The following is a 19,806-nucleotide window of genomic DNA, read 5'->3' as shown; positions in this document are numbered from 1 at the left end:
CAAGCCGCCGGGCCGGCGGCGACCCTAGCCGCGCATCAGCGCTTCGATCTCGTCCGGCTTCACGGGCACGCCGCGCGTGATCAGCTCGCAGCCGCCGGGCGTGACGATCGCGTCGTCCTCGATGCGGATGCCGATGTGGTGGAACCGTTCGGGAACGCCCTCGCCCGGCCGCACGTAGATGCCCGGCTCGATGGTCAGCACCATGCCCGGCTGCAGGATGCGGCTGGGCCGGTTCTTGATGGTCTCCCCCGACAGCGGGTCCTTGCGCTCGTTCACCTGCCCCAGCTCGGACGGCTCGACATAGCTGCCGCAGTCGTGCACGTCCATGCCCAGCCAGTGACCGGTGCGGTGCATGTAGAAGGGGAAGTAGGCGCGCTTCTCGATCACGTCCTCCAGGGAACCCACCTTGTCCTTCTGCAGCAGCCCCACGTCGAGCATGCCCTGCGCCAGCACCTTCACCGCCGCTTCGTGCGGATCGGTGAAGCGCGCGCCGGGCTTCGTCACCGCGGCCGCCGCTTCCTGCGAGGCCAGCACGATCTCGTAGAGCGCGCGCTGCGCACCGCTGAACTTGCCGTCGGCCGGGAAGGTGCGGGTGATGTCGCTGGCATAGCCGTCGAGTTCGCAGCCGGCGTCGATCAGCACCAGTTCGCCGGCGCGCACCGGCGCGACGTCGGCGCGGTAGTGCAGCACGCAGGCGTTGGTGCCGGCCGCCACGATGGAGCTGTAGGCCGGGTACTGCGAACCGCCGATGCGGAACTCGTGCATCAGCTCCGCGTCCAGGTCGTACTCGCGCACGTCCTTGCCTTCACGCAGCATGCGGGCGCAGGCCCGCATCGTGCGCACGTGGGCGCCCGCGCTGATCGCCGCGGCGCGCCGCATGATGTCCTGCTCGTGTGCGTCCTTCACCAGGCGCATCTCGTCCAGCACCGAACACAGGTCGCGTTGCTGCTCAGGGCACAGGGCGCCGTAGCGCACGCGCGCACGCACCTGGTTCAGCCAGCCGGCCACGCGCTCCTCCAGCCCCTGGTGGATGGCAAAAGGGAACCAGACCGTGTCGCGGTTCTCCAGCAACTTGGGCAGCTGCCGGTCGAGTTCCCCGATCGGAAAGGCGGCCTGCACGCCCAGCGCTCCCACGGCGGCTTCGGGACCCAGGCGGTAGCCGTCCCAGATCTCCCGCTCGAGGTCCTTGGGCTGGCAGAACAGCGTGCTGCTGCCGTCGCCGGTGACCACCAGCCACGCATTCGGCTCGGTGAAGCCGGTGAGGTAATAGAAGTAGCTGTCGTGGCGGAACAGGAAGTCGGAGTCGCGGTTGCGCTGCCGCTCCGGCGCCGTCGGGATGAGGGCGATACCGTTGGCGCCGAGCTGCGCGGCCATGCGGGCACGGCGCTGGGCGTAGAGCGAGGTGGGCACGGTGGTGTTCATGCCGACATTCTCTCCGCGTTTACGGCGCGGCGTTCAGCGCGGCCAGCCGCTCCGGCGTGCCCACGTCGGTCCAGGGTCCCTGGTAAAGCTCGGCAGTCACTTCACCCCGGTCCATCGCGGCGCGCAGCAGGGGCGCCAGCTTGACGATCTCGCCCTTCGGGTTGCCGGCAGGCAAGCCCGCGAAGAAGGACTTGCGGAACAGCCCCAGCGTGGAATAGGTGTGGCGGGGCTCCGCCTGGTTGAGCGCGTGGCCGTCCGGCGCGAGCCCGAAGTCGCCCCGGCCGTTGTGCGCGGGATTGGGCACCAGGAACAGGTGGGCCAACTTGCCGCTGGTCGCGAACTTGTCGTAGCAGGCGCGCGTGAACAGGAAGTGCGGGACGTAGACATCGCCGGCGACGATCCAGAACACCTCGTCCAGCAGCGGCAGCGCGCGGGCGATGCCGCCGGCGGTTTCCAGCGCGCCGCCGAAATCCTTGCCCTCGTGCGAGTACTTGATGCGCGCGCCGCTGGCGGTCTCGTGGCCGAAGTGGTCCTCGATCTGCTCGCCCAGCCAGGCCGTGTTCACGACCACGTCGCGAAAGCCGCCATGGGCCAGCGCGTCCAGGTGGTATGCGATCAGCGGCTTGCCCTGCACGGGCAGCAGCGGCTTGGGGCAGTGGTCGGTCAGGGGCCGCATGCGCTCGCCGCGCCCGGCCGCCAGGATCATCGCCTGTGCAATGCTCATTGTTCGTCCCCGCGGTCCAGCGACCGCTGCTCCGTCCATTCGGGCTGGAAGCGGTCCACCAGCGCCAGCATCAGTTCGCGCGCCTGCGCCGCGTGGTCGCGGTCGCCCTGGCTCACGAACACGTCCGCGGTCACCGCTTTCTCGCCGGGCCAGGTGTGCAGGCACACGTGGGCGCCCGTCATCAGCACCGTGCCGCTGACGCCGCCGGGCTGAAGCGACTGGAACACCTGCGCGATCGGCTCCAGTCCCACGGTGGCGACCGCCGCCTCGCACCACGTGTGCAGCCGCGCCGGGTCGGCCAGCCACGCCGCCTCGCAGCGGCACTGGTAGAGGTCGGCGGTGAGGTGCAGGCCTTTCATGCCTTGAATGTATGCGGGAAACCGGGCCGGCCGGGGTCGGCCGGGGCCGCAAGCCCCGTCCATTAAAATCCCGGGTTTCCCCTGATCCCTCCCTCATTTCCTCCCCCGGAGCTGCCCCCGATGGCCAATGATTCCCTGATGGCGAACGCGATTCGCGCGCTCGCCATGGACGCCGTGCAACAAGCGAACTCCGGACACCCGGGCGCGCCCATGGGCATGGCGGACATTGCCGTCGCCCTGTGGCACCGCCACCTGCGCCACAACCCGAAGAACCCGCACTGGGCGGACCGCGACCGCTTCGTGCTGTCCAACGGCCACGCGTCGATGCTGCTGTATGCGCTGCTGCACCTCACGGGCTACGACCTGCCGCTGGGCGAGCTCAAGGGCTTCCGCCAGCTGCACAGCAAGACCCCGGGCCACCCCGAAGTGGACGTCACGCCCGGCGTGGAAACCACCACCGGCCCGCTCGGCCAGGGCATCACCAACGCCGTGGGCATGGCGTTGGCCGAAAAGCTGCTCGCCGCCGAATTCAACCGTCCGGGCCATGACGTGGTCGACCACCACACCTATGCCTTCCTGGGCGACGGCTGCCTGATGGAAGGCATCAGCCACGAAGCCTGCGCGCTGGCCGGCGCCTGGAAGCTGAACAAGCTGGTGGCGGTGTACGACGACAACGGCATCTCCATCGACGGCCAGGTCACGCCCTGGTTCATCGACGACAGCGCCGAGCGGTTCCGCGCCTACGGCTGGAACGTGATCGGCCCGGTGGACGGCCACGACATCGACGCCGTGGACCGGGCGATCGCCGACGCCCGCCGCAGCGCCGAGAAGCCCACGCTGATCGTCGCCCGGACGCACATCGGCAAGGGTTCGCCCAACCGCGCCAACACCGCCAAGGCGCACGGCGAACCGCTGGGAGCCGACGAGATCAAGCTCACGCGCAGCGCGCTCGGCTGGAACCACCAGCCCTTCGAGCTGCCCAAGGGTGTGTACGAAGAGTGGGACGCGCGCGCCAAGGGCGACGCGATCGAAGCGGACTGGGACCAGCGCTTCGCCGCCTACCGCGCCGAGCATCCCGAGCTCGCCGCCGAGTTCCTGCGCCGCATGAAGGGCGAGCTGCCCGCCGATTTCGTGCAGGTCGCCGCCGATGCCGTCACCTCGGCGCACGGCAAGGCGGAAACGGTCGCCTCCCGCAAGGCCTCGCAGCTGGCGCTGGAGACCTTCACGGCCGCCCTGCCCGAACTGCTGGGCGGCTCCGCCGACCTGACCGGCTCCAACCTGACCAACACCAAGAGCACGCCGCCACTGCGCTTCGACCAGGCGGGCGACGTGGTGCGCAGCGAAGGGGGCATCGGCCGCCACATCAACTACGGCGTGCGCGAATTCGGCATGGCCGCGATCATGAACGGCGTCGCGCTGCACGGGGGCTACATCCCCTACGGCGGCACCTTCCTCACCTTCAGCGACTACAGCCGCAACGCGATCCGCATGGCGTCGCTGATGAAGCGCCGCGTGATCCACGTGTTCACGCACGACTCCATCGGCCTGGGTGAAGACGGCCCGACGCACCAGTCGATCGAACATGCCGCCAGCCTGCGCCTGATCCCGCGCCTGGACGTCTGGCGTCCGGGCGACACGGCGGAGACCACGGTGGCCTGGGCGGTCGCGCTGCAGAACCAGGACCGCCCGACCGCGCTGCTGCTGTCGCGCCAGAACCTGCCCTACGCGCCCAAGCAGCGGCTGGGCGACATCGGCCGCGGTGCCTACGTGCTGGCGGAGCCGAGCGGCCGCGGCGACGCCGACGCGGTGATCATCGCCACGGGCTCGGAAGTGCAGCTGGCGCTGAAGGCGCAGGAGCAGCTGGCCGCCGAGGGCCTGGCCGTGCGCGTGGTCTCCATGCCCAGCACGACGACTTTCGACCGACAGGAGCGCGCGTACAAGGAAAGCGTGCTGCCGGCCGGCGTGCCGCGCATCGCCGTCGAGGCGGGCGTGACCGATTTCTGGTGGAAGTACGGCTGTGCGGCCGTGGTGGGCATCGATACCTTCGGGGAATCCGCCCCCGCCGGTGCCCTCTTCAGGCATTTCGGCTTTACGCCGGAAAATGTGGCCGACACCGTGCGCGCCGTGCTGCAGCAGCAGGATCAATAGGTTTCGTTTTTCAGGAGTGATCGAATGGCTATCAAGGTTGGCATCAATGGATTCGGCCGCATCGGCCGCAACGTCCTGCGCTCGGCGGTGCAGAACTTCTCCGACATCGAGATCGTCGGCATCAACGACCTGCTGGAGCCGGACTACCTGGCTTACATGCTGCAGTACGACTCGGTGCACGGCCGCTTCAAGGGCACCGTGTCCGTCGATGGCAACACGCTGATCGTCAACGGCAAGAAGATCCGCCTGACGCAGGAGAAGGATCCCGCCAACCTGAAGTGGGGCGAGATCGGCGCCGACGTGGTGATCGAGTCCACCGGCATCTTCCTGTCCAGGGACGGCGCGCAGAAACACCTGCAGGCCGGCGCGAAGAAGGTGATCCTGTCCGCCCCGTCCAAGGACGACACGCCCATGTTCGTGTTCGGCGTGAACCACCAGAAGTACAAGGGCGAGGACATCATCTCCAACGCCTCCTGCACCACCAACTGCCTGGCGCCCGTGGCCAAGGTGCTGAACGACAAGTGGGGCATCAAGCGCGGCCTGATGACCACCGTGCACGCCGCCACCGCCACGCAGAAGACCGTGGACGGCCCGTCCAACAAGGACTGGCGCGGCGGCCGCGGCATCCTGGAGAACATCATCCCCTCCTCCACCGGCGCGGCCAAGGCGGTGGGCGTGGTGATCCCCGAGCTGAACAAGAAGCTCACCGGCATGTCCTTCCGCGTGCCCACCTCCGACGTGTCGGTGGTGGACCTGACGGTGGAACTGGAGAAGCCGGCGACCTACGCCGAGATCTGCGCGGAGATGAAGGCGCAGAGCGAAGGCCCGCTCAAGGGCATCCTGGGCTACACCGAGGACAAGGTGGTCGCGACCGACTTCGTGGGCGACGCCCGCACCTCCATCTTCGACGCCGACGCCGGCATCGCGCTGGACGGCACCTTCGTCAAGCTGGTGAGCTGGTACGACAACGAATGGGGCTACTCCAACAAGTGCCTGGAGATGGTCCGCGTGGTGGCGGGCAAGTAAGCCGACAGCCTGCAGCGAAGAAAGCGCCCCGCGGGGCGCTTTCTTTTTGTCTTGCCGCTCAGCCGCGCGCGTGCAGCGTGATCGCCTCGGCGGCGACGCCGGCCAGCAGCGCCACCGACTGGCGTTCCATGGCGGACGGTGTCCGGTGCTCGCGGAAGTAGGTGCCGAAGGTGCCGATCACCCGGCCGCCCTGCGCCTTGATCGGCATGCTCCAGGCGCCGAGGAAGCCCAGGGCCAGGGGCAGGTGGCGCAATTCGGACCAGCGCTCGTCGTCGTAGAAGCTGGGCGTCTCCACCACCAGTCCGGTCGCGGCCGCGGCCGCGCAGGTGCCCACCTTCGGATGCGGTTTCAGGCGGTCGATCGCGTCGAGGTAGTCGGCGGGCAGGTTGGGAGAGGCGCCGTTGCGCAGCAGGCCTTCGCGGTCCAGCACCAGGATCGAAGCGACCGTCCGGCCCTTGGCCAGGGTCTCCACCGCCGTCGTCAACTGCGACAGCAACTCGCGCAGCGGCGCACCGTCATGCATCATGTGGCGCGCGCGGTGCGCGCAGGCCAGCAGGAATTTGGATTCTTCCGCCGACAGGTCCGGCGCTGCCGGCAGGTCCGGCGGAGCGTGCTGCAATCCCATCGCGACAGTATAGGCAAGGCCTTGCTGTCGGGCTGGGCGCGCGCTTGCTTCACTCCACCAGTACCGTCCCCATCATGCCGCCCGCGGCGTGGTCGAGGATGTGGCAGTGGAACATCCATTCACCGACGTTGTCGGCCACGAAGGCGATGTCCATTTCCGCCCGGGGCGCCATCATCGCCGTGTCGCGCCACACGCGCTCGGCCACCGGCTTGCCGTTGACGGCCACCACCTGGAAGAAGTGCCCGTGCAGGTGCATGGGGTGCTCGAACTCCGTGCGGTTGAGCATCTTCACCACGACGTGTTCGCCCTTGCGCAGCTGGAACAGGGGTTCGTGCATCAGCGCGTGCTCGTGCTGCGCCGTGTAGTTCATGGTCCAGGACAGGCCGTGCCGTTCCATGATGGTCTTCACGTCCTGCGGCCGGTCGTCGACCTTGCCGATGGCGGGCATGCCCAGCACGCCGCCCTCGAAGGCGAGGAAGTGCCGCGTGGCGCGCGAGAGGTTCGGCTGCAGGATCCGGTTGGGCGGGATCGCCGCCGGCGCACCGAGCGCCTTGGCGCGCACCGGGCTGCCCTGGTAGGCGATGCTGGCCAGCCGCGTGCCCTGGTCGCGCCGGTCCCAGACGGCGAACTCGCCGCTGCCGCCGGTTCCGTCGAGGATGAGGTCGGTGCGCTGCCCGCCGCCCAGGACCAGCGGCGCCGTCAGCGGACGTGGCTTGATGCCCTGGCCGTCCAGGGAGATCACCCAGGGCTTGTGGCCGGTGAAGTCCAGCGCCAGGATGCGCGCGGATGCGGCGTTGATCAGGCGCAGGCGCACGCGCTCGTTGGGGCGCAGCTGCAGCTTCTGCTGCGCGCCCGCCGCCTTGCCGTTGATGGCGATGGTGTTGCCCAGGCGGCCGCCGCTGCCGAAGTCGGTCACCTTGCCGAAATCCTCGATCGGCTGGTTGTCCGCACCGAGCTTGAAGTCGCTCAGCACCCACACCACCTCGCGGTCCACCGACACCGGCCTTTCCTCCTCCACGATCAGCGGGCCGTACAGGCCGCGCGGCACCTGCTCGAAACTCGACTGGTGCGGGTGGTACCAATAGGTGCCGGAGTCGGGCGTGCGGAAGCGGTAGGTGAAGTCGGCGTTGGGCGCCACCGCTTCCTGCGTGACGTTGGGCACGCCGTCCATCTCGTTGGGAACACGCACGCCGTGCCAGTGCACGGTGGTGGCCTGCGGCAGCCGGTTCTTCAGCTGCACGACCGCTTCCTCGCCGCGCTTGAAGCGCAGCACCGGGCCGGGCACGGACTGGTTGAAGCCCCACACCGAGGTCTCCGCGCCGGCTTCTCGCACCGGCTGGCGAAAGACGCCCGCGACCAGTTCCGAGGGAATCGGCGCCGCCAGGGAGGTGGCCGGGGGCAGCAGGGTGGTCCCCGCCACTGCGCCGGCGGATTGCAGGAAGAGGCGGCGGTTCAGGCTCACGAGCGGTCTCCTCCGGGCACGGATGGCCCGTCTTCGTGAGTCCAGTCTAGCTGTGCAAATCAGGTTTCCACTTGCGCCAGCGCAAGGCTTGCGCCTGCCGGGGCCTGGGCGGCTTCGGCTCCGGCGCAAGGGATGCGGAGGGTTCGGCCGCGAAAGCCTTGTGGGCCGGGGTTGGCAACGCCAGCCCCGGCCGGTCGTACACGCTAGGACGCGGCGGGCACTTCCTCGCGCCCGTCGGGATACCTGGCGAAGCGCTTCGGCCCGCTGCCGTGGACCGGCGCCGGATCGTCGAACTTCCAGCCGCCGAACTGCGTGCGCCGGTAGTCCTGCATCGCCTGCTGGATCTCCTGCTGCGTGTTCATCACGAAGGGCCCGTACTGGGCTACCGGCTCGCCGATCGGGCGGCCCTGCAGCAGCAGGAACTCGCACGCGGTGTCGCCGGCCACGATCGCCACTTCCACGCCGGCGTCGAGGGTGATCGCCACCGGCCCTTCGACGGTGCGGCCGCCCACGCTGGCGCTGGCGCCCTTGAAGAAGTAGAGCGTGCGCTGCGTGCCGGCCAGCGTCGCCGGCGGCAGCTGGAAGCCGGCATCCGGTTCCATGCGCAGCGTCCAGATCGCGACCTCGGCCTGGTCCTGCGCCGCCCACGAGTCCGGCGGCGGCGCCAGCGGCGCGACATCGCCGAAGCGCCCCGCGATCACCGCCACTTCCGTGCGGCGGCCCTCGGCATCCTCGAGCACGCGGCGCGGCACCTGCTCGTTCCACAGCATGGTGAAGTGCGGCTCGGCCATCTTGTTGCGCCGGGGCAGGTTCAGCCAGATCTGGAACAGCTCGAGCGGGTTGTCGCCGTCGGTCGCGAGCAGCGGGAACATCTCCGAGTGCACGATGCCGCGGCCCGCGGTCACCCACTGCACGTCGCCGCCGCCAAAGCGCGCGGTGGCGCCCAGCGAGTCGCTGTGGTCGATCAGCCCCTTGCGCACGATGGTCACGGTCTCGAAGCCGCGGTGCGGGTGCGCCGGAAAGCCCGGCACGCTGTCGCCGTGGTACATGCTCCAGCCGTCCTTGCGGCTGAAGTCCTGGCCAATGTCACGCCCTGCCAGCGACACGGCCGGACCCATCGCGCCATTGCCGCGCGGATAGGCGTCGTCGTGGTAGGCGCAGAACAGGAAGGGATCGGCGGTTTCCCAGGGGAAGCCGAGCGGCTTCACCGCGAGCACGGCAGAGGCGGACATTGGCAGACCTTTCAAAGATCCAACATGAGGCTTTGGCCGCCCGCTTTCAAGCCGCGACGGCCAAGCCACAGCTTCCACTGAGCCTCCGCTAGCGGCGCGTGGACCGCGCGGAATAGCATGCAGCGCGGCCCTCTTGTGCAGAGGATCCGGCTTCGCCGGTCCTCTGCACACCGATCAGGGCACTCGCAAATCGCTCCGGCGATTTGCGAGTGAACGATCAGTGATGCACTCCATGTTCCCCATGCACGTGCCCATGCGCGATCTCCTCGCCGCTGGCCATGCGCACCCCGGTCACCTTGAGCGTGAACTTCAGGGCCTTGCCCGCCAGCGGATGATTGCCGTCGAGGTGCACTTCGGGGCCCTTGATCTTCATGACGTGGAACACGTGCGGCTGGCCGTCGTCGGTGCGGCCTTCCAGCTGGCCGCCCACCTTCACGCCGGGCGGGAACTCGCTCTTGGGGATCACGCGCACCAGCGCTTCGTCGCGCTGGCCGAAGGCGTCTTCCGGCTGCAGGTTGAGCGTGCACTCGTAGCCGGCTTCCTGGCCGTCCAGCGCCTGCTCGATGGCGGGCAGCGTGTTGTTGTAGCCGCCATGGAGGTAGACCATGGGTTCCCTGCTCTGCTCGATCAACTTGCCGCCGGGTTCGGCGACCTTGTACTGGAGCGTGACGACGGTGTCTTTGGCGATTTTCATGGCGCCGATTGTGACGGCTCGCCCCGGACGGCGCTGGCGCCCGGGCCCGGCAGGAAGCGGAACAGGGACATGCCCAGCAACAGGAAGAAGGCGATCGCGCCGAACACCGCCGTGTAGGTCTCGATGCGCAGCACGGCGGCCGCCGAGGCGGCGACCCCGGTCAGCCACTGCATGAGCGCGACGCCCAGGAACATCGCCATCGTGAACACGGCCATCGCCCGCCCCGTCATCTGGGCGGGATAGGCGGCGCGCACGTCGGCGTACTGCATCACCATGTAGCCCGAGACGATGCCGATGACCAGCGCCAGCGCGACCTCGCCGGCGGCCGCGATCGGCGCGGCCATGGTGGCGAACACCACGGCGCACGCCAGCGTGAAGCCCAGGATCCAGCGGCGGCGGCTGGCGTCGCCCGGATCGAAGCGGCCGAACAGCGGCGGGCCGACCATGCCCAGCACCGACACCGCCAGCGCCACGTTGCCGGTCTGCACCAGCGTGTAGCCGTAGCGGTCGATCAGCAAGGGCCCCAGCCACAGCCCGCGCAGCGAGAGGAAGGACGCGTAGGTGAACAGGGCCAGGCCGATGATGCCCAGCGTCTGCGGCAGCCGGAACAGCTCGCCGTAGCCGCGCAGCGCGGCGAGCACGCCGGGTCGCTGCGCGGCGGGCGTCGCCGCTTCCTCGCGCACCAGCAGCAGGATGGCCAGCCAGGCGAGCGCCGCGCACACGGCCAGCGAAACGAAGCCGGCGCGCCAGCCCCACTGGGTGACGATCCACGCCAGGGGCGTGCCCGTCAGCAGCAGGCCGACCGAGCCGATGCCCAGCGCCGCGCCGTTCACCGATGCGTACTGGCCGCCGGGGAAGCGGCGCGCGATGAACACCGTGCAGGCGAGGAAAGCGGGCGCGCAGCCGATGCCCGTGAGCACCTGCCCCGCGATCAGCCCCGGGTAGCCCGAGGCGCTGGCGGTGACGAGTCCGCCGACGATCGTGAGGGGGAACACCGCCAGCACGGTGCGGCGCGGCCCGTAGACGTCGATCCCCATGCCCATGAACAGCTGCAGCGCACCGAAAGCGAAGTGGAAGGCGCCGGCGAACAGGCCCAGCTGCTGCGGCGTCAAGGCGAAGGCCTGCTGCAGCGGCGGCGCCATCACGCCGGCGGCGGTGCGGAAAGCCTGGCTCAGGGCGAAGCCGGAGATCAGCACCAGCAGCATCAGCCAGGCGCCGCGCGGTGCCCGGTCCGTCATGCGGGGGCTTTCGCCAGTCTCTGCAGCTCGCGCGCGAGGCGCCCGAAACGCTGCCGGTACTGCACCGGGCTCAGGCCCACCTTGCGCCGGAACAGCCGGCTGAAGAAACTGCTGTCGCTGTAGCCGATGTCGATCGCGATCGCTTCCACCGGCTCGTCTCCCCTCTCCAGCATCTGCTTGGCTTCCTCCAGCCGCACATGATGCACGTAGTCCAGCGGCGCCATGCCGGTCGCCTGGGTGAAGCGGCGCTTGAAGGTGCGCTCGGGCAGCTGCGACAGCGCCACCATCTGCGCCACCGGCGCCGCGCTGGCGTAGTGCAGCGCCGCCCATTGCTGGCAGCTGGCCACCACCGGGTCGGCGGCGCGGTTGCCGTGCGTGAGCGAGGCGTAGGCCACCGGGTTGGTGCTGTTGAGGTCCAGCAGGTTGATGCGCGCCACCCGCATGGCCTCTTCCGGTCCGGCGAAGCGCGCGATCAGTGCGAGCACGAGCAGGTGCCAAGAGACGCCGCTGCCCGCCATGAGGATGCGCTGGCCCTCGCCGGCGCTGACCAGCCCGCGGTCCGCGTGCCAGCGCGTGCGCGGATGCGCGCGCTGCAGGTAGCTGCAGTAGGCCCAGTGAGAGGTCGCATCCGCGCCGTCGAGCAGGCCGGTGCGCGCAAGCACGACCGCCCCCGAGCAGGCCGATGCCAGCAGCGCTCCCCGCGCATGGCAGGCCAGCAGCCAGCGCACGGCGGCGTCGAAGCCTCCTGCCTCGGCCTCCACATCGTCGGGAGCCATCTGGACGTCGGCGATCACCACCACTTCGGGCGCCGGGCACTCGGCAAAGCTGGCCTGAGGGGTGATGCGCACACCGTTCGCCGCATCGAATGGGCGGCCGTCCTCGCTCACGACCAGCGGACGGAACGGGGAGTCCGCGGGCGGCTGGCCGTGCAGCATCCGCCAATCGCGCCGCACGCTGGCCAGCGCGTCAAAGAAGCCGTAGAGGGTGGCTGCCGTGGTGGCCGGAAGCGCCAGCAGCGCCACCGTGATCGCTTCGATCGTGCGGGGCATGGCAGGAATGACCGGTTGGTTGCACGAAAGGCCTGAGTGTAGGACCGTCCCCGGCAGCACACTGTGCGTCACCCCCCTAACCCACCCCGGAGCCCGACCATGAAAGACGCGCACGACCAGGACCTTTCCGGCGCCGGCACCGCCGGCCTCGTGGCCTACCAGGCCGCGCTCGACCAGTTTCGCTGCTACATCGGCGACCCGGTCGCGCTCGCCGAGCAGGCCATCGCGGCCGATCCCGACTTCACCATGGCCCACCTGCTGAAGGCCTGGCTGCACTTGCTGGGCACCGAACCCGGCGGCCCCGCCATCGCCCGCGCGGCCTGCGACGCGGCGGCGCAGCTGCCGGCCAACGAGCGCGAGCGGCTGCACCTGCAAGCGGCCCGCCTGCTCGCGCACGGCCGTTGGCACGAGTGCGGCCGCGTGCTGGAGGACCTGAGCCTGCAGCACCCGCGCGACCTGCTGGCCTTGCAGGCGGGCCACCAGGTGGACTTCTTCACCGGCAACGCCCGCATGCTGCGCGACCGGATTGCCCGCGCCCTGCCCGCCTGGCAGCCCGCGCTGCCCGGCTACCACGCCTTGCTCTCGATGCACGCCTTCGGCCTGGAGGAGACCGGCGACTACGCCCAGGCCGAGCGCGAGGGCCGGCGCAGCGTGGAACTGCAGCCGCGCGACGGCTGGGGCTGGCACGCGGTGGCGCACGTGCACGAGATGCGCAACGATCCGCTCGCCGGCATCGCCTGGCTCGGGCAGCACGCGGCGACCTGGTCGGAGGGCAGCTTCTTCGCAGTGCACAACTGGTGGCACCTGGCCCTGTACCACCTGGAACTGGGGCAGGTGGACGAGGTGCTGCGGCTGTACGACGCGTCCATCGCCACCGGCTCCTCGGTGATCCTGGACCTGGTCGACGCCACCGCCATGCTGTGGCGGCTGCAGCTGCGCGGTGTCGACGTCGGGCCGCGCTGGGACACCGTGGCCGACCTCTGGCAATCGGCGGGCCAGCCCGGCCTGTACGCCTTCAACGACCTGCACATGATGATGGCCTACTGCGGCGCCGGCCGTGACGCGGCGCAGGCCGGGGTGCTGCAGGCGCAGTCGGAGGCGCTGCAGCGCGACGAGGACAACGCGGAATTCACCCGGGTGGTGGGCGATGGCGCGGCGCGCGCGATCCAGGCTTTCGCACAGGGCGACCACGCACGCTGCGCGCAGCTGTTGCGCCGCATCCGCAGCAGCGCCCATCGGTTCGGCGGCAGCCACGCGCAGCGCGACGTGCTGGACCTCACGCTGCTGGAAGCGGCACGCCGCGGCGGCCTGCGCCAGCTGGCGGACGGACTGCAGGCGGAACGGCTGGCGCTGCGCCCGCGCACGCGGCAGGCGGCCCCGCTGGTCCTGGCGGCCTGAGACTCAGAGCTGGACTTCAGCCTCGCCGATGCCGTCGAACACGGCACGCACGCGGTCGCCGCGGTGGGCCTCCAGCATGCCGCACCAGGTGCCGGTGGTGACCACCGCGCCGCGCGGTGCGGTGGCGCCGTTGCGCGTGACGTGCCGCAGCCAGATCGGCAGCAGCCAGGCCGGATCGCCCAGCGAATGCGTGCCCCGGGACGACTTGGGCGCCAGGTTGCCGATGCTGACCACGCAGGTCTGCTTCGCCCAGTCGCGCGCGGTGAAGGGCTTCCACTCGCCCAGCACCAGCGCGCCATGCGACTGCAGGTCGGCCAGCTTGAGCAGCGCGCCGGCATCGCGCGCCTGCTGCCAGCGCGAATCCACGATCTCGATCGACACCGCCATCGCGTCCACCAGGGCCGGCGCTTCCTCGTGCGACAGCGCCTGCGCCTCCGCGGGCGTGACGTCGCGGCCCAGCCGCAGGGCCACTTCGGCCTCGATCAGGCGCATGTTGAAGTGGGTGCGGCTGGCATCGGCGGGGCTGGGCCACACGTGCCGCGGCGGCAGCGGTGCGTGCGTCAGCACGGCGGGCCGCGAAGCGCCGCCGGACTTCCAGTGGCGCGGCACCGCGTCGGGGAACCAGTTGCCCGCGCGGGCCACCGCGTCCTGCGCCGCGTACGCGTCGTCGGGGCCATGCAGCAGGCGCTCGAGCGGCGCGGCGTCGACCGGGCGCTGCTGCCGATAGGCCTGCAGCAGCGCGTCGGCCACGGTCTGGACGGAGGGGGACATGGCAAGGACTCCTGGTGCGTGCGAACCGGCGATGCTACTTCTTCGCCGCTGCTTCGCGGTTGGCGTGCAGGCGGGTGTCCACCAGGTCGACGATGCGGTCGATCACCGGATGGCGCAGGCCCAGCTGGCGCGCCACCAGCTGCACCAGCTTGTCGGCCCGCTCGATGTAGGGCGCGCCGTTCTGCAGCGCGCGGGCGGCGGAAGCGGGGCGCGTGAGGCTGGCCGCGGCCGCGGCGTACTTCTCGAACGGGACCAGGTCCTCGGGACGGGCGCCCAGCCGCACGCACACGTCGAACACGAAGTCGTAGACCGAGCGCGACTCCTCGAGGTTGGAGTGCACGGCCTCCTGCGCGGTGCGCATGCCGTCGGCCGTGATGCAGCGGTAGTTGCCCGCCAGCAGCATGGACCACTTGGCCAGCGGCACGAAGATCGAGTCCGACACGCGCAGCTTCACCGGCAGCTCGATCGGGCCTTCCGGCGCCGGGAAGCGCACTGCGTCGACGTCGCGCTCCAGCTCGCGCAGCAGCTGCGTGTTGGCCTCGTCGTCGAAGCGCGCCACCTTGAAGTTGGTGGGCAGCGTGACCTGCAGCACGTTGACCTTTTCTTCCGGCGGCCGGATCGCCTGCGGGTCCGGGCTGCACAGGGTGAGCGTGCGGGCGTCGAAGGCGTCCCACACGCTGGCGTCGGTGTAGGCCGGCTTGAGCGCATCGGCGTCCAGCCCGGGGATGCGCTTCAGGTAGGGCAGCGGCGGCATGTTCATGATCGACATGCAGGGCACGCGCGAACGCGCGACGGCGGCCAGCAGTTCGCGCACGCCCGGTGAGCGGTACTGCGGTTCCTGCATCGCCAGGCCGATCAGGTCGTAGTCGGCGGGGTTCACGTCGCCCGTGCCGCCCGCGGACACCTTGCCGGGCAGCTTGCGCGAATCGATCTCGACCTGCTCGGCGCGGCCGCGGATCGGCATGCGCACCCGGAAGCCTTCGGCGTTGATCAGGTCCGCTTCCGCGGGCAGGCAGACGAGCTTGACCTCGTGTCCCGCGAACATCAGTTTGGAAGCCAGGAGGGAGCCATAGGAGGCGCCCAGGATCAGGATCTTGCGTTGTTTGCTCATGTTGTCTCCTCTTGGTACTGCTACTTCATCGAGCCGCGATCGGCTCGCGCGCGAGTGTGCGCCCGAGCGGGGCGCGGCGCAAAGGTGAAACGCTTTTGCCCAAAAGCGATGGAAGGAACGCCGTGCTGCGCTGCGTCAAGCACTCACGGCGCGGGCCACCGGTCGGCCCAGGGATGCGCACTTTCGTACGCTTCACCCAGGGCCAGCAGCAGGTCGTCACTGCCGTAGCGCCCCACCAGCTGCATGCCGATGGGCAGGCCTTCGCGCGAAGGGGCGCAGGGCAATGCCAGTCCCGGCAGTCCGGCGGCGTTGACCCAGCCCGTGTACACGGCGTGGCCGCGCGGGCCCACTTCCTGTCCGTCGATGTGGGTCGGATAGGCGTCCTCCGCGTTCCACGGCAAGGCAGCGGCCGAGGGCAGCACGATCACGTCGGTGTCCGCGAACAGCGGGACACTTTCGCGCCGCAGCTGCTTGACCTGCTCCAGGATCTGCCACAGGCGCGCGGCCGGCAGCGTGCGTCCCTGGTCCGCCATGCCCAGGTACTTGGCGGACGCCTGCGCGGCCCAGCCGGGTTGGCGATCGAACAGCTGGGCCAGGCCGATCTGACCGATCTGCGGCCAGGCCTCGGCAAAGAAATCCAGGTTCAGCGGCAAGGCGCCGGTGCGCACCGAATGGCCCAGGGCTTCCAGCCGCCGCACCGCTTCGCCGACGCTGGCCGCGATCTGCGGATCCAGCGGCGCGTTGCCGAAGCGCTCGACGTACAGGATGCGCAGAGAACCAGGCGCGGGCGCGGCCGAAGCCGCGTGGGCCGCGGCCAGCGAGGATCGGTCCACCGCCGCGGGACCGCGCATCACGTCGAACAGCAGGCGCGCATCGGCGACCGTGCGCGCCAGCGGGCCGATCACCTCGAAGTCCAGCAGCAGGCTGGGCAGCACGTGCTCGCGCGGCACCGCGGACAGCGAGGGCTTGAGTCCGACCAGTCCCGTGTGCGAAGCGGGCCGGCGGATGGAGCCGCCGCCGTCCTGGCCGATCGCCAGCGGCGTGATGCCGGCCGCAACTGATGCGACCGCGCCGCCGCTGGAGCCGCCGGGCGTGAGTGCGGTGTTCCAGGGATTGCGCGTGACGCCGAAGATCGGATTGCCGGTGTAACCCTCCAGCGCGAACTCGGGCACGTTGGTCTTGCCGATGAGGAGCGCGCCCGCCGCGCGCGCCCGCGCCACGGCGAATTCGTCGTGGCCGGTCGCATGCTCGCGCAGCGCCGGGCAGCCCCACGTGGTCGGCTGGTCGGCGGTGTACAGGCTGTCCTTCACCGACAGCGGAACGCCGTCCAGCAGCGACAGCGCCGCACCGCGCGCGTGGCGCTCGGTGGAGGCCGCCGCTTCCTTCAGGAATTCCGGATCGCGCCGGGCGATGACCGCATTGATGCGCGGGTTCACCGCCTCCAGCCGCGCCAGGCAGGCCTGCGCCACCGCGGTGGGCGTCAGGCTGCCGTCGCGGTAGCGACGGGCGAGCTCGGTGGCGGATAGCCGCCAGAGGTCCGTCGCCGCCATCACATGTGGGCCGGCAGCCAGGTGACCAGCTGGGGCACGGCCAGCAGCAGCAGCGTGAACAGGATCATGATCACGGCGTAGGGCAAGGCCCCCCAGATGGCGTCCTGGATGCCGCCCTTGTCGGGCCGGATGCCGTGCACCACGAACAGGTTCATGCCCACCGGCGGGGTGATCAGGCCCAGCTCGCACATCAGCACGATGAAGATGCCGTACCAGATCGGGTCCACGCCCAGCGCGGTGGCGATCGGGTAGGTGATCGGGATGGTCGCCACCTGCATCGACAGCACGTCCATGAACATGCCCAGGATCAGGTAGAACACGATCAGCACCAGGATCAGCGCGGTGGCCGACAGGCCCAGCCCGGTCACCCACTTGGTCATCGCCTCGGCCACGCCCGACAGGCTGATCGCCAGGTTCAGGATGAACGCCGCCATGATGATGAACAGGATCATGCCGCTCACGCGTGCCGTGGAGATGAAGCAGGTGCGCATCACTTCCCAGGTCAGCTTGCCCGACTGCCAGACGAAGAACACCGCCGCCATGCAGCCCAGCGCGGCGCTCTCGGTCGCGGTGGCGATGCCGGTGTACAGGCTGCCCATGACGATGCCGAAGACGACGGCCGGGGCGACCAGGTGGCGCAGCGTGGAGATGCGCTCCTTCATCGGCACCTTGGCCTCGCGCATCGGCTTGCCGCCCATCACGTTGGAGATGTAGATCCACAGCATGAAGAACGCCGTCAGCAGCAGGCCGGGGATGATGCCCGCGATGAACAGCTTGCCGATCGAGTTGTTGGTCAGCGAACCGTACACGATCATGTTCACGCTCGGCGGGATCAGGATGCCCAGCGTGCCGCCGGCGGCCAGTGAACCGAGCGACTCGCGCATCGAATAGCCGCGCCTGTGCAGCGAGGGCAGGGCCACGGTGCCGATGGTGGCCGCCGTCGCGACGGAGGAGCCCGACGTCGCGGCGAACAGCGCGCAGCTGCCGATGTTGGTGTGCAGCAGGCCGCCGGGCAGGTTGCCCAGCCAGGCGGACAGTGCGATGTACATCCGGTCGGCGATGCCCGAGCGCAGCAGCAGTTCACCCAACAGCACGAACAGCGGGATGCAGGTGAGCAGCGAGTCGTTCTGCACGCCCCAGACCACCGGGGCGATCGAGTCGAGGAAGGGGATGCCGAAGGCCGCGAGGCCACCGACGATGCCGATGGCCGCCATCGAAGCGGCGATCGGCATGCCGATCAGCATCATCCCCAGCATCGCGAAGAAGGCGATGGTGACGTAGGTCAGGTTCATTGGTGCGCTCCTGCGGCCGCATGCCGCTGGGCCAGGTCGTCGAGTTCTTCCTTGAGTTCTTCCTTGGCGCTCTTGGGCTGGAATTCATGCAGCACGTCGCTGGTCCGGCCGCTGAACAGCAGGAAGGTCGCGCGGACCGCGTAGCCCACCGCCACCAGCGAGAAGATCACCAGACCGGCGTACCACACCATCTGCGGATAGATCAGCGGCGTTGCCCAGGGCGTCTGGGCCGTGCTGCGGTACTCCAGCGTGTCGGCGACCACCTTCAGGGCGACGTAGTCGATGAACAGCGCGAACACCGCCAGCGAGGTGATCGACACCCAGTTCAGGACGGCCTGCGCCTTGCGCGGAAGCATCTCGTGGAACACGTCCACGCGGATGTGGTTGCGCCCCATCAGCGCCAGGCTGAAGGCGATGGTGGAGCCGACGGCCAGCGCGTAGCCGCCCAGTTCGTCCGCGCCCTGCAGCGAGACGTTGAACAGCTTGCGCGAAGTGGTCTCGACCGTGACGAGCGCGGCCAGGCTGAGGAACACGAGCCCGAACACCGTGGCCAGTGCGGTCTCGACGTGCTCTTTCATCGACACGGCTTTGGATGGCGCCGCCTTCGGCGGCGCCATCGGGGTGGAGGAGTCCAGCATCGTGCTCATTTCATCCCCAGCACCGGTGCGACGGTGGCGTGCCACTTCTTGGAGCAGTCCGGGTTGGACTTGTCACACACTTCGGACCAGGCCGGCAGCGACACCTTGGTGACCGCGCTGCGCACCAGCGCCAGGTCGGCGGGCGTGACGGGCACGTTCGTCAGCTTGTACTTCTTGCCGGTGGTGCAAGGGTCCTTGCCGGCATTGCAGTTCAGTGCGTCCTGGAACAGCTCTTCCGAATAGGTCCAGATCTCGTCGGTGAACTTGTCGAAGGCGGCGGCGAGCTTGGCCTGCTGGTCGGGACTGAGACGGTTCCAGGCCTTGAGCGTGATGCCGTAGCCGTTCAGCGCCATCTGGAAGCCCAGGGGCATCTGGTGCGTCGTCACTTCGGGCCAGCCGGCCGAATTGGCGGAACTGGGACCGGTGATGGCGCAGTCCACCACGCCCAGCGACAGCGACTGCTGCGTGTCGGCGAACGACACCGGCACCGGCGTGCCGCCGACCATCTCGATGAACTTGGCCAGGTTCTGGTCATAGACGCGGACCTTCATGCCCTTCACGTCCGCCAGCTTGGTGATCGGCTTGCTGCAGAACAGGATCTGCGGGCCGAAGGGCCACACGCCCAGCAGCTTGACGTTGAACTGCTTCTGCAGGCGCTCGTCGATGGTGGCGAAATAGGCCTTGGCCACCTTGCGGCCGGTCGCATAGTCGGGCGCGGCCCCGACCAGGTCCAGTCCCAGGATGGTGGGCTCGTCGCGCGAGTTCTGCGACACGCGCAGCGACACGAGGTCGAACAGGCCGGCCTTCATCACCCGCAGCTGCTCGGTGTCCTTCAATCCGAGCGTGTCGATCGGCTTGTAGTCGACGTCGATCGGCAGGCCGGTGTTCTTGGCGAAGTTCTCGAAGAAGGGCTGTTCCTTGTTCTTCTGGATCAGGCCGGTGGCCAGGGGTTGGCCGATGGCCTTGAACTTGATGCGTTCCTGCGCCAGCGCCGGCGTGGCCAGCGAGGCGGCCACCGCGACGGCGGCCAGGGTTTTCAGGGAGAACAACGACATGGAGAGCTCCTC

At 69.5% G+C, this 19,806-nt stretch carries 18 protein-coding genes; 3 read left to right on the top strand and 15 right to left on the bottom strand.

The window, feature by feature from the left end; translation table 11 throughout:
* Positions 1-24 precede the first annotated feature (24 nt).
* The 3 genes from AC1DSA_RS04265 to AC1DSA_RS04255 are packed head-to-tail and all read right to left on the bottom strand — an operon-like array spanning position 25 to position 2,505.
* Complete coding sequence (locus AC1DSA_RS04265; RefSeq protein WP_477886390.1) at positions 25-1,422, bottom strand: aminopeptidase P N-terminal domain-containing protein; 1,398 nt, start codon at positions 1,420-1,422, stop codon at positions 25-27.
* Between the two features lie 19 nt (positions 1,423-1,441).
* Entirely contained in the window at positions 1,442-2,146 is a 705-nt protein-coding gene (murU, locus tag AC1DSA_RS04260) for an N-acetylmuramate alpha-1-phosphate uridylyltransferase MurU (RefSeq protein ID WP_477886388.1), read from the bottom strand.
* Positions 2,143-2,505 carry an S-adenosylmethionine decarboxylase family protein gene (locus AC1DSA_RS04255; RefSeq protein WP_477886386.1) on the bottom strand — a complete coding sequence of 121 codons (363 nt, stop codon included), beginning with the start codon at positions 2,503-2,505 and terminating at the stop codon, positions 2,143-2,145. Before AC1DSA_RS04255 ends, murU begins: the two co-directional genes overlap by 4 nt.
* Positions 2,506-2,625: 120 nt before the next feature.
* Between AC1DSA_RS04255 and tkt the strand changes: the two genes are divergently transcribed.
* Both tkt and gap read left to right on the top strand, forming a co-directional pair.
* Positions 2,626-4,653, top strand: coding sequence for a transketolase (tkt, locus tag AC1DSA_RS04250; RefSeq protein WP_477886384.1), 2,028 nt, complete (start codon positions 2,626-2,628; stop codon positions 4,651-4,653).
* Positions 4,654-4,677: 24 nt separating this feature from the next.
* Positions 4,678-5,679 (top strand): type I glyceraldehyde-3-phosphate dehydrogenase, encoded by a 1,002-nt coding sequence (gene gap, locus AC1DSA_RS04245; protein ID WP_477886383.1) that lies wholly within the window; start codon positions 4,678-4,680, stop codon positions 5,677-5,679.
* Between the two features lie 58 nt (positions 5,680-5,737).
* Here gap and AC1DSA_RS04240 read toward each other — a convergent pair whose 3' ends face one another.
* The 6 genes from AC1DSA_RS04240 to AC1DSA_RS04215 form a co-directional block, all read right to left on the bottom strand.
* The gene (locus AC1DSA_RS04240) at positions 5,738-6,304 is read right to left on the bottom strand and encodes a GAF domain-containing protein (protein WP_477886381.1); all 567 of its coding nucleotides are present in this window, start codon (positions 6,302-6,304) and stop codon (positions 5,738-5,740) included.
* A 49-nt stretch (positions 6,305-6,353) separates the two neighbouring features.
* Complete coding sequence (locus tag AC1DSA_RS04235; protein ID WP_477886379.1) at positions 6,354-7,766, bottom strand: multicopper oxidase family protein; 1,413 nt, start codon at positions 7,764-7,766, stop codon at positions 6,354-6,356.
* A gap of 203 nt (positions 7,767-7,969) precedes the next feature.
* The gene (locus AC1DSA_RS04230; RefSeq protein WP_477886378.1) at positions 7,970-8,998 is read right to left on the bottom strand and encodes a pirin family protein; all 1,029 of its coding nucleotides are present in this window, start codon (positions 8,996-8,998) and stop codon (positions 7,970-7,972) included.
* 217 nt (positions 8,999-9,215) lie between these two features.
* Positions 9,216-9,692 carry an FKBP-type peptidyl-prolyl cis-trans isomerase gene (locus tag AC1DSA_RS04225; RefSeq protein WP_477886376.1) on the bottom strand — a complete coding sequence of 159 codons (477 nt, stop codon included), beginning with the start codon at positions 9,690-9,692 and terminating at the stop codon, positions 9,216-9,218.
* A complete protein-coding gene (locus AC1DSA_RS04220; protein WP_477886374.1) occupies positions 9,689-10,930 on the bottom strand; it encodes an MFS transporter in 1,242 nt (413 codons plus the stop codon). The genes AC1DSA_RS04225 and AC1DSA_RS04220 overlap by 4 nt, the downstream gene beginning before the upstream one ends.
* Positions 10,927-11,979 carry a GlxA family transcriptional regulator gene (locus AC1DSA_RS04215; protein ID WP_477886372.1) on the bottom strand — a complete coding sequence of 351 codons (1,053 nt, stop codon included), beginning with the start codon at positions 11,977-11,979 and terminating at the stop codon, positions 10,927-10,929. Before AC1DSA_RS04215 ends, AC1DSA_RS04220 begins: the two co-directional genes overlap by 4 nt.
* 99 nt (positions 11,980-12,078) lie before the next feature.
* On the opposite strand from AC1DSA_RS04215, the gene AC1DSA_RS04210 reads away from it, so the two are divergent.
* Positions 12,079-13,377 (top strand): tetratricopeptide repeat protein, encoded by a 1,299-nt coding sequence (locus AC1DSA_RS04210; RefSeq protein ID WP_477886369.1) that lies wholly within the window; start codon positions 12,079-12,081, stop codon positions 13,375-13,377.
* A gap of 3 nt (positions 13,378-13,380) precedes the next feature.
* On the opposite strand, the gene AC1DSA_RS04205 is transcribed toward AC1DSA_RS04210, so the two are convergent.
* The 6 genes from AC1DSA_RS04205 to AC1DSA_RS04180 all read right to left on the bottom strand — a co-directional run bounded on the left by AC1DSA_RS04205 (position 13,381) and on the right by AC1DSA_RS04180 (position 19,794).
* Positions 13,381-14,148, bottom strand: a complete 768-nt coding sequence (locus AC1DSA_RS04205) for a fumarylacetoacetate hydrolase family protein (protein ID WP_477886368.1) — start codon at positions 14,146-14,148, stop codon at positions 13,381-13,383.
* Positions 14,149-14,182: 34 nt separating this feature from the next.
* Positions 14,183-15,259 carry a hypothetical protein gene (locus tag AC1DSA_RS04200; protein ID WP_477886366.1) on the bottom strand — a complete coding sequence of 359 codons (1,077 nt, stop codon included), beginning with the start codon at positions 15,257-15,259 and terminating at the stop codon, positions 14,183-14,185.
* A 143-nt stretch (positions 15,260-15,402) separates the two neighbouring features.
* Positions 15,403-16,809, bottom strand: coding sequence for an amidase (locus AC1DSA_RS04195; RefSeq protein ID WP_477886365.1), 1,407 nt, complete (start codon positions 16,807-16,809; stop codon positions 15,403-15,405).
* On the bottom strand, positions 16,809-18,101 hold the full coding sequence (locus AC1DSA_RS04190) for a TRAP transporter large permease (protein ID WP_477886362.1): 1,293 nt from the start codon (positions 18,099-18,101) through the stop codon (positions 16,809-16,811). The genes AC1DSA_RS04195 and AC1DSA_RS04190 overlap by 1 nt, the downstream gene beginning before the upstream one ends.
* A complete protein-coding gene (locus AC1DSA_RS04185; RefSeq protein ID WP_477886360.1) occupies positions 18,098-18,748 on the bottom strand; it encodes a TRAP transporter small permease subunit in 651 nt (216 codons plus the stop codon). Before AC1DSA_RS04185 ends, AC1DSA_RS04190 begins: the two co-directional genes overlap by 4 nt.
* Positions 18,745-19,794, bottom strand: coding sequence for a TRAP transporter substrate-binding protein (locus tag AC1DSA_RS04180; protein WP_477886358.1), 1,050 nt, complete (start codon positions 19,792-19,794; stop codon positions 18,745-18,747). Before AC1DSA_RS04180 ends, AC1DSA_RS04185 begins: the two co-directional genes overlap by 4 nt.
* Positions 19,795-19,806: the final 12 nt, after the last annotated feature.

It is taken from the genome of Ramlibacter sp. P4_H7 (assembly GCF_056400765.1).
Note: the sequence above shows the minus strand (reverse complement) of the source record. Positions and strands in the feature narration are given on the sequence as shown.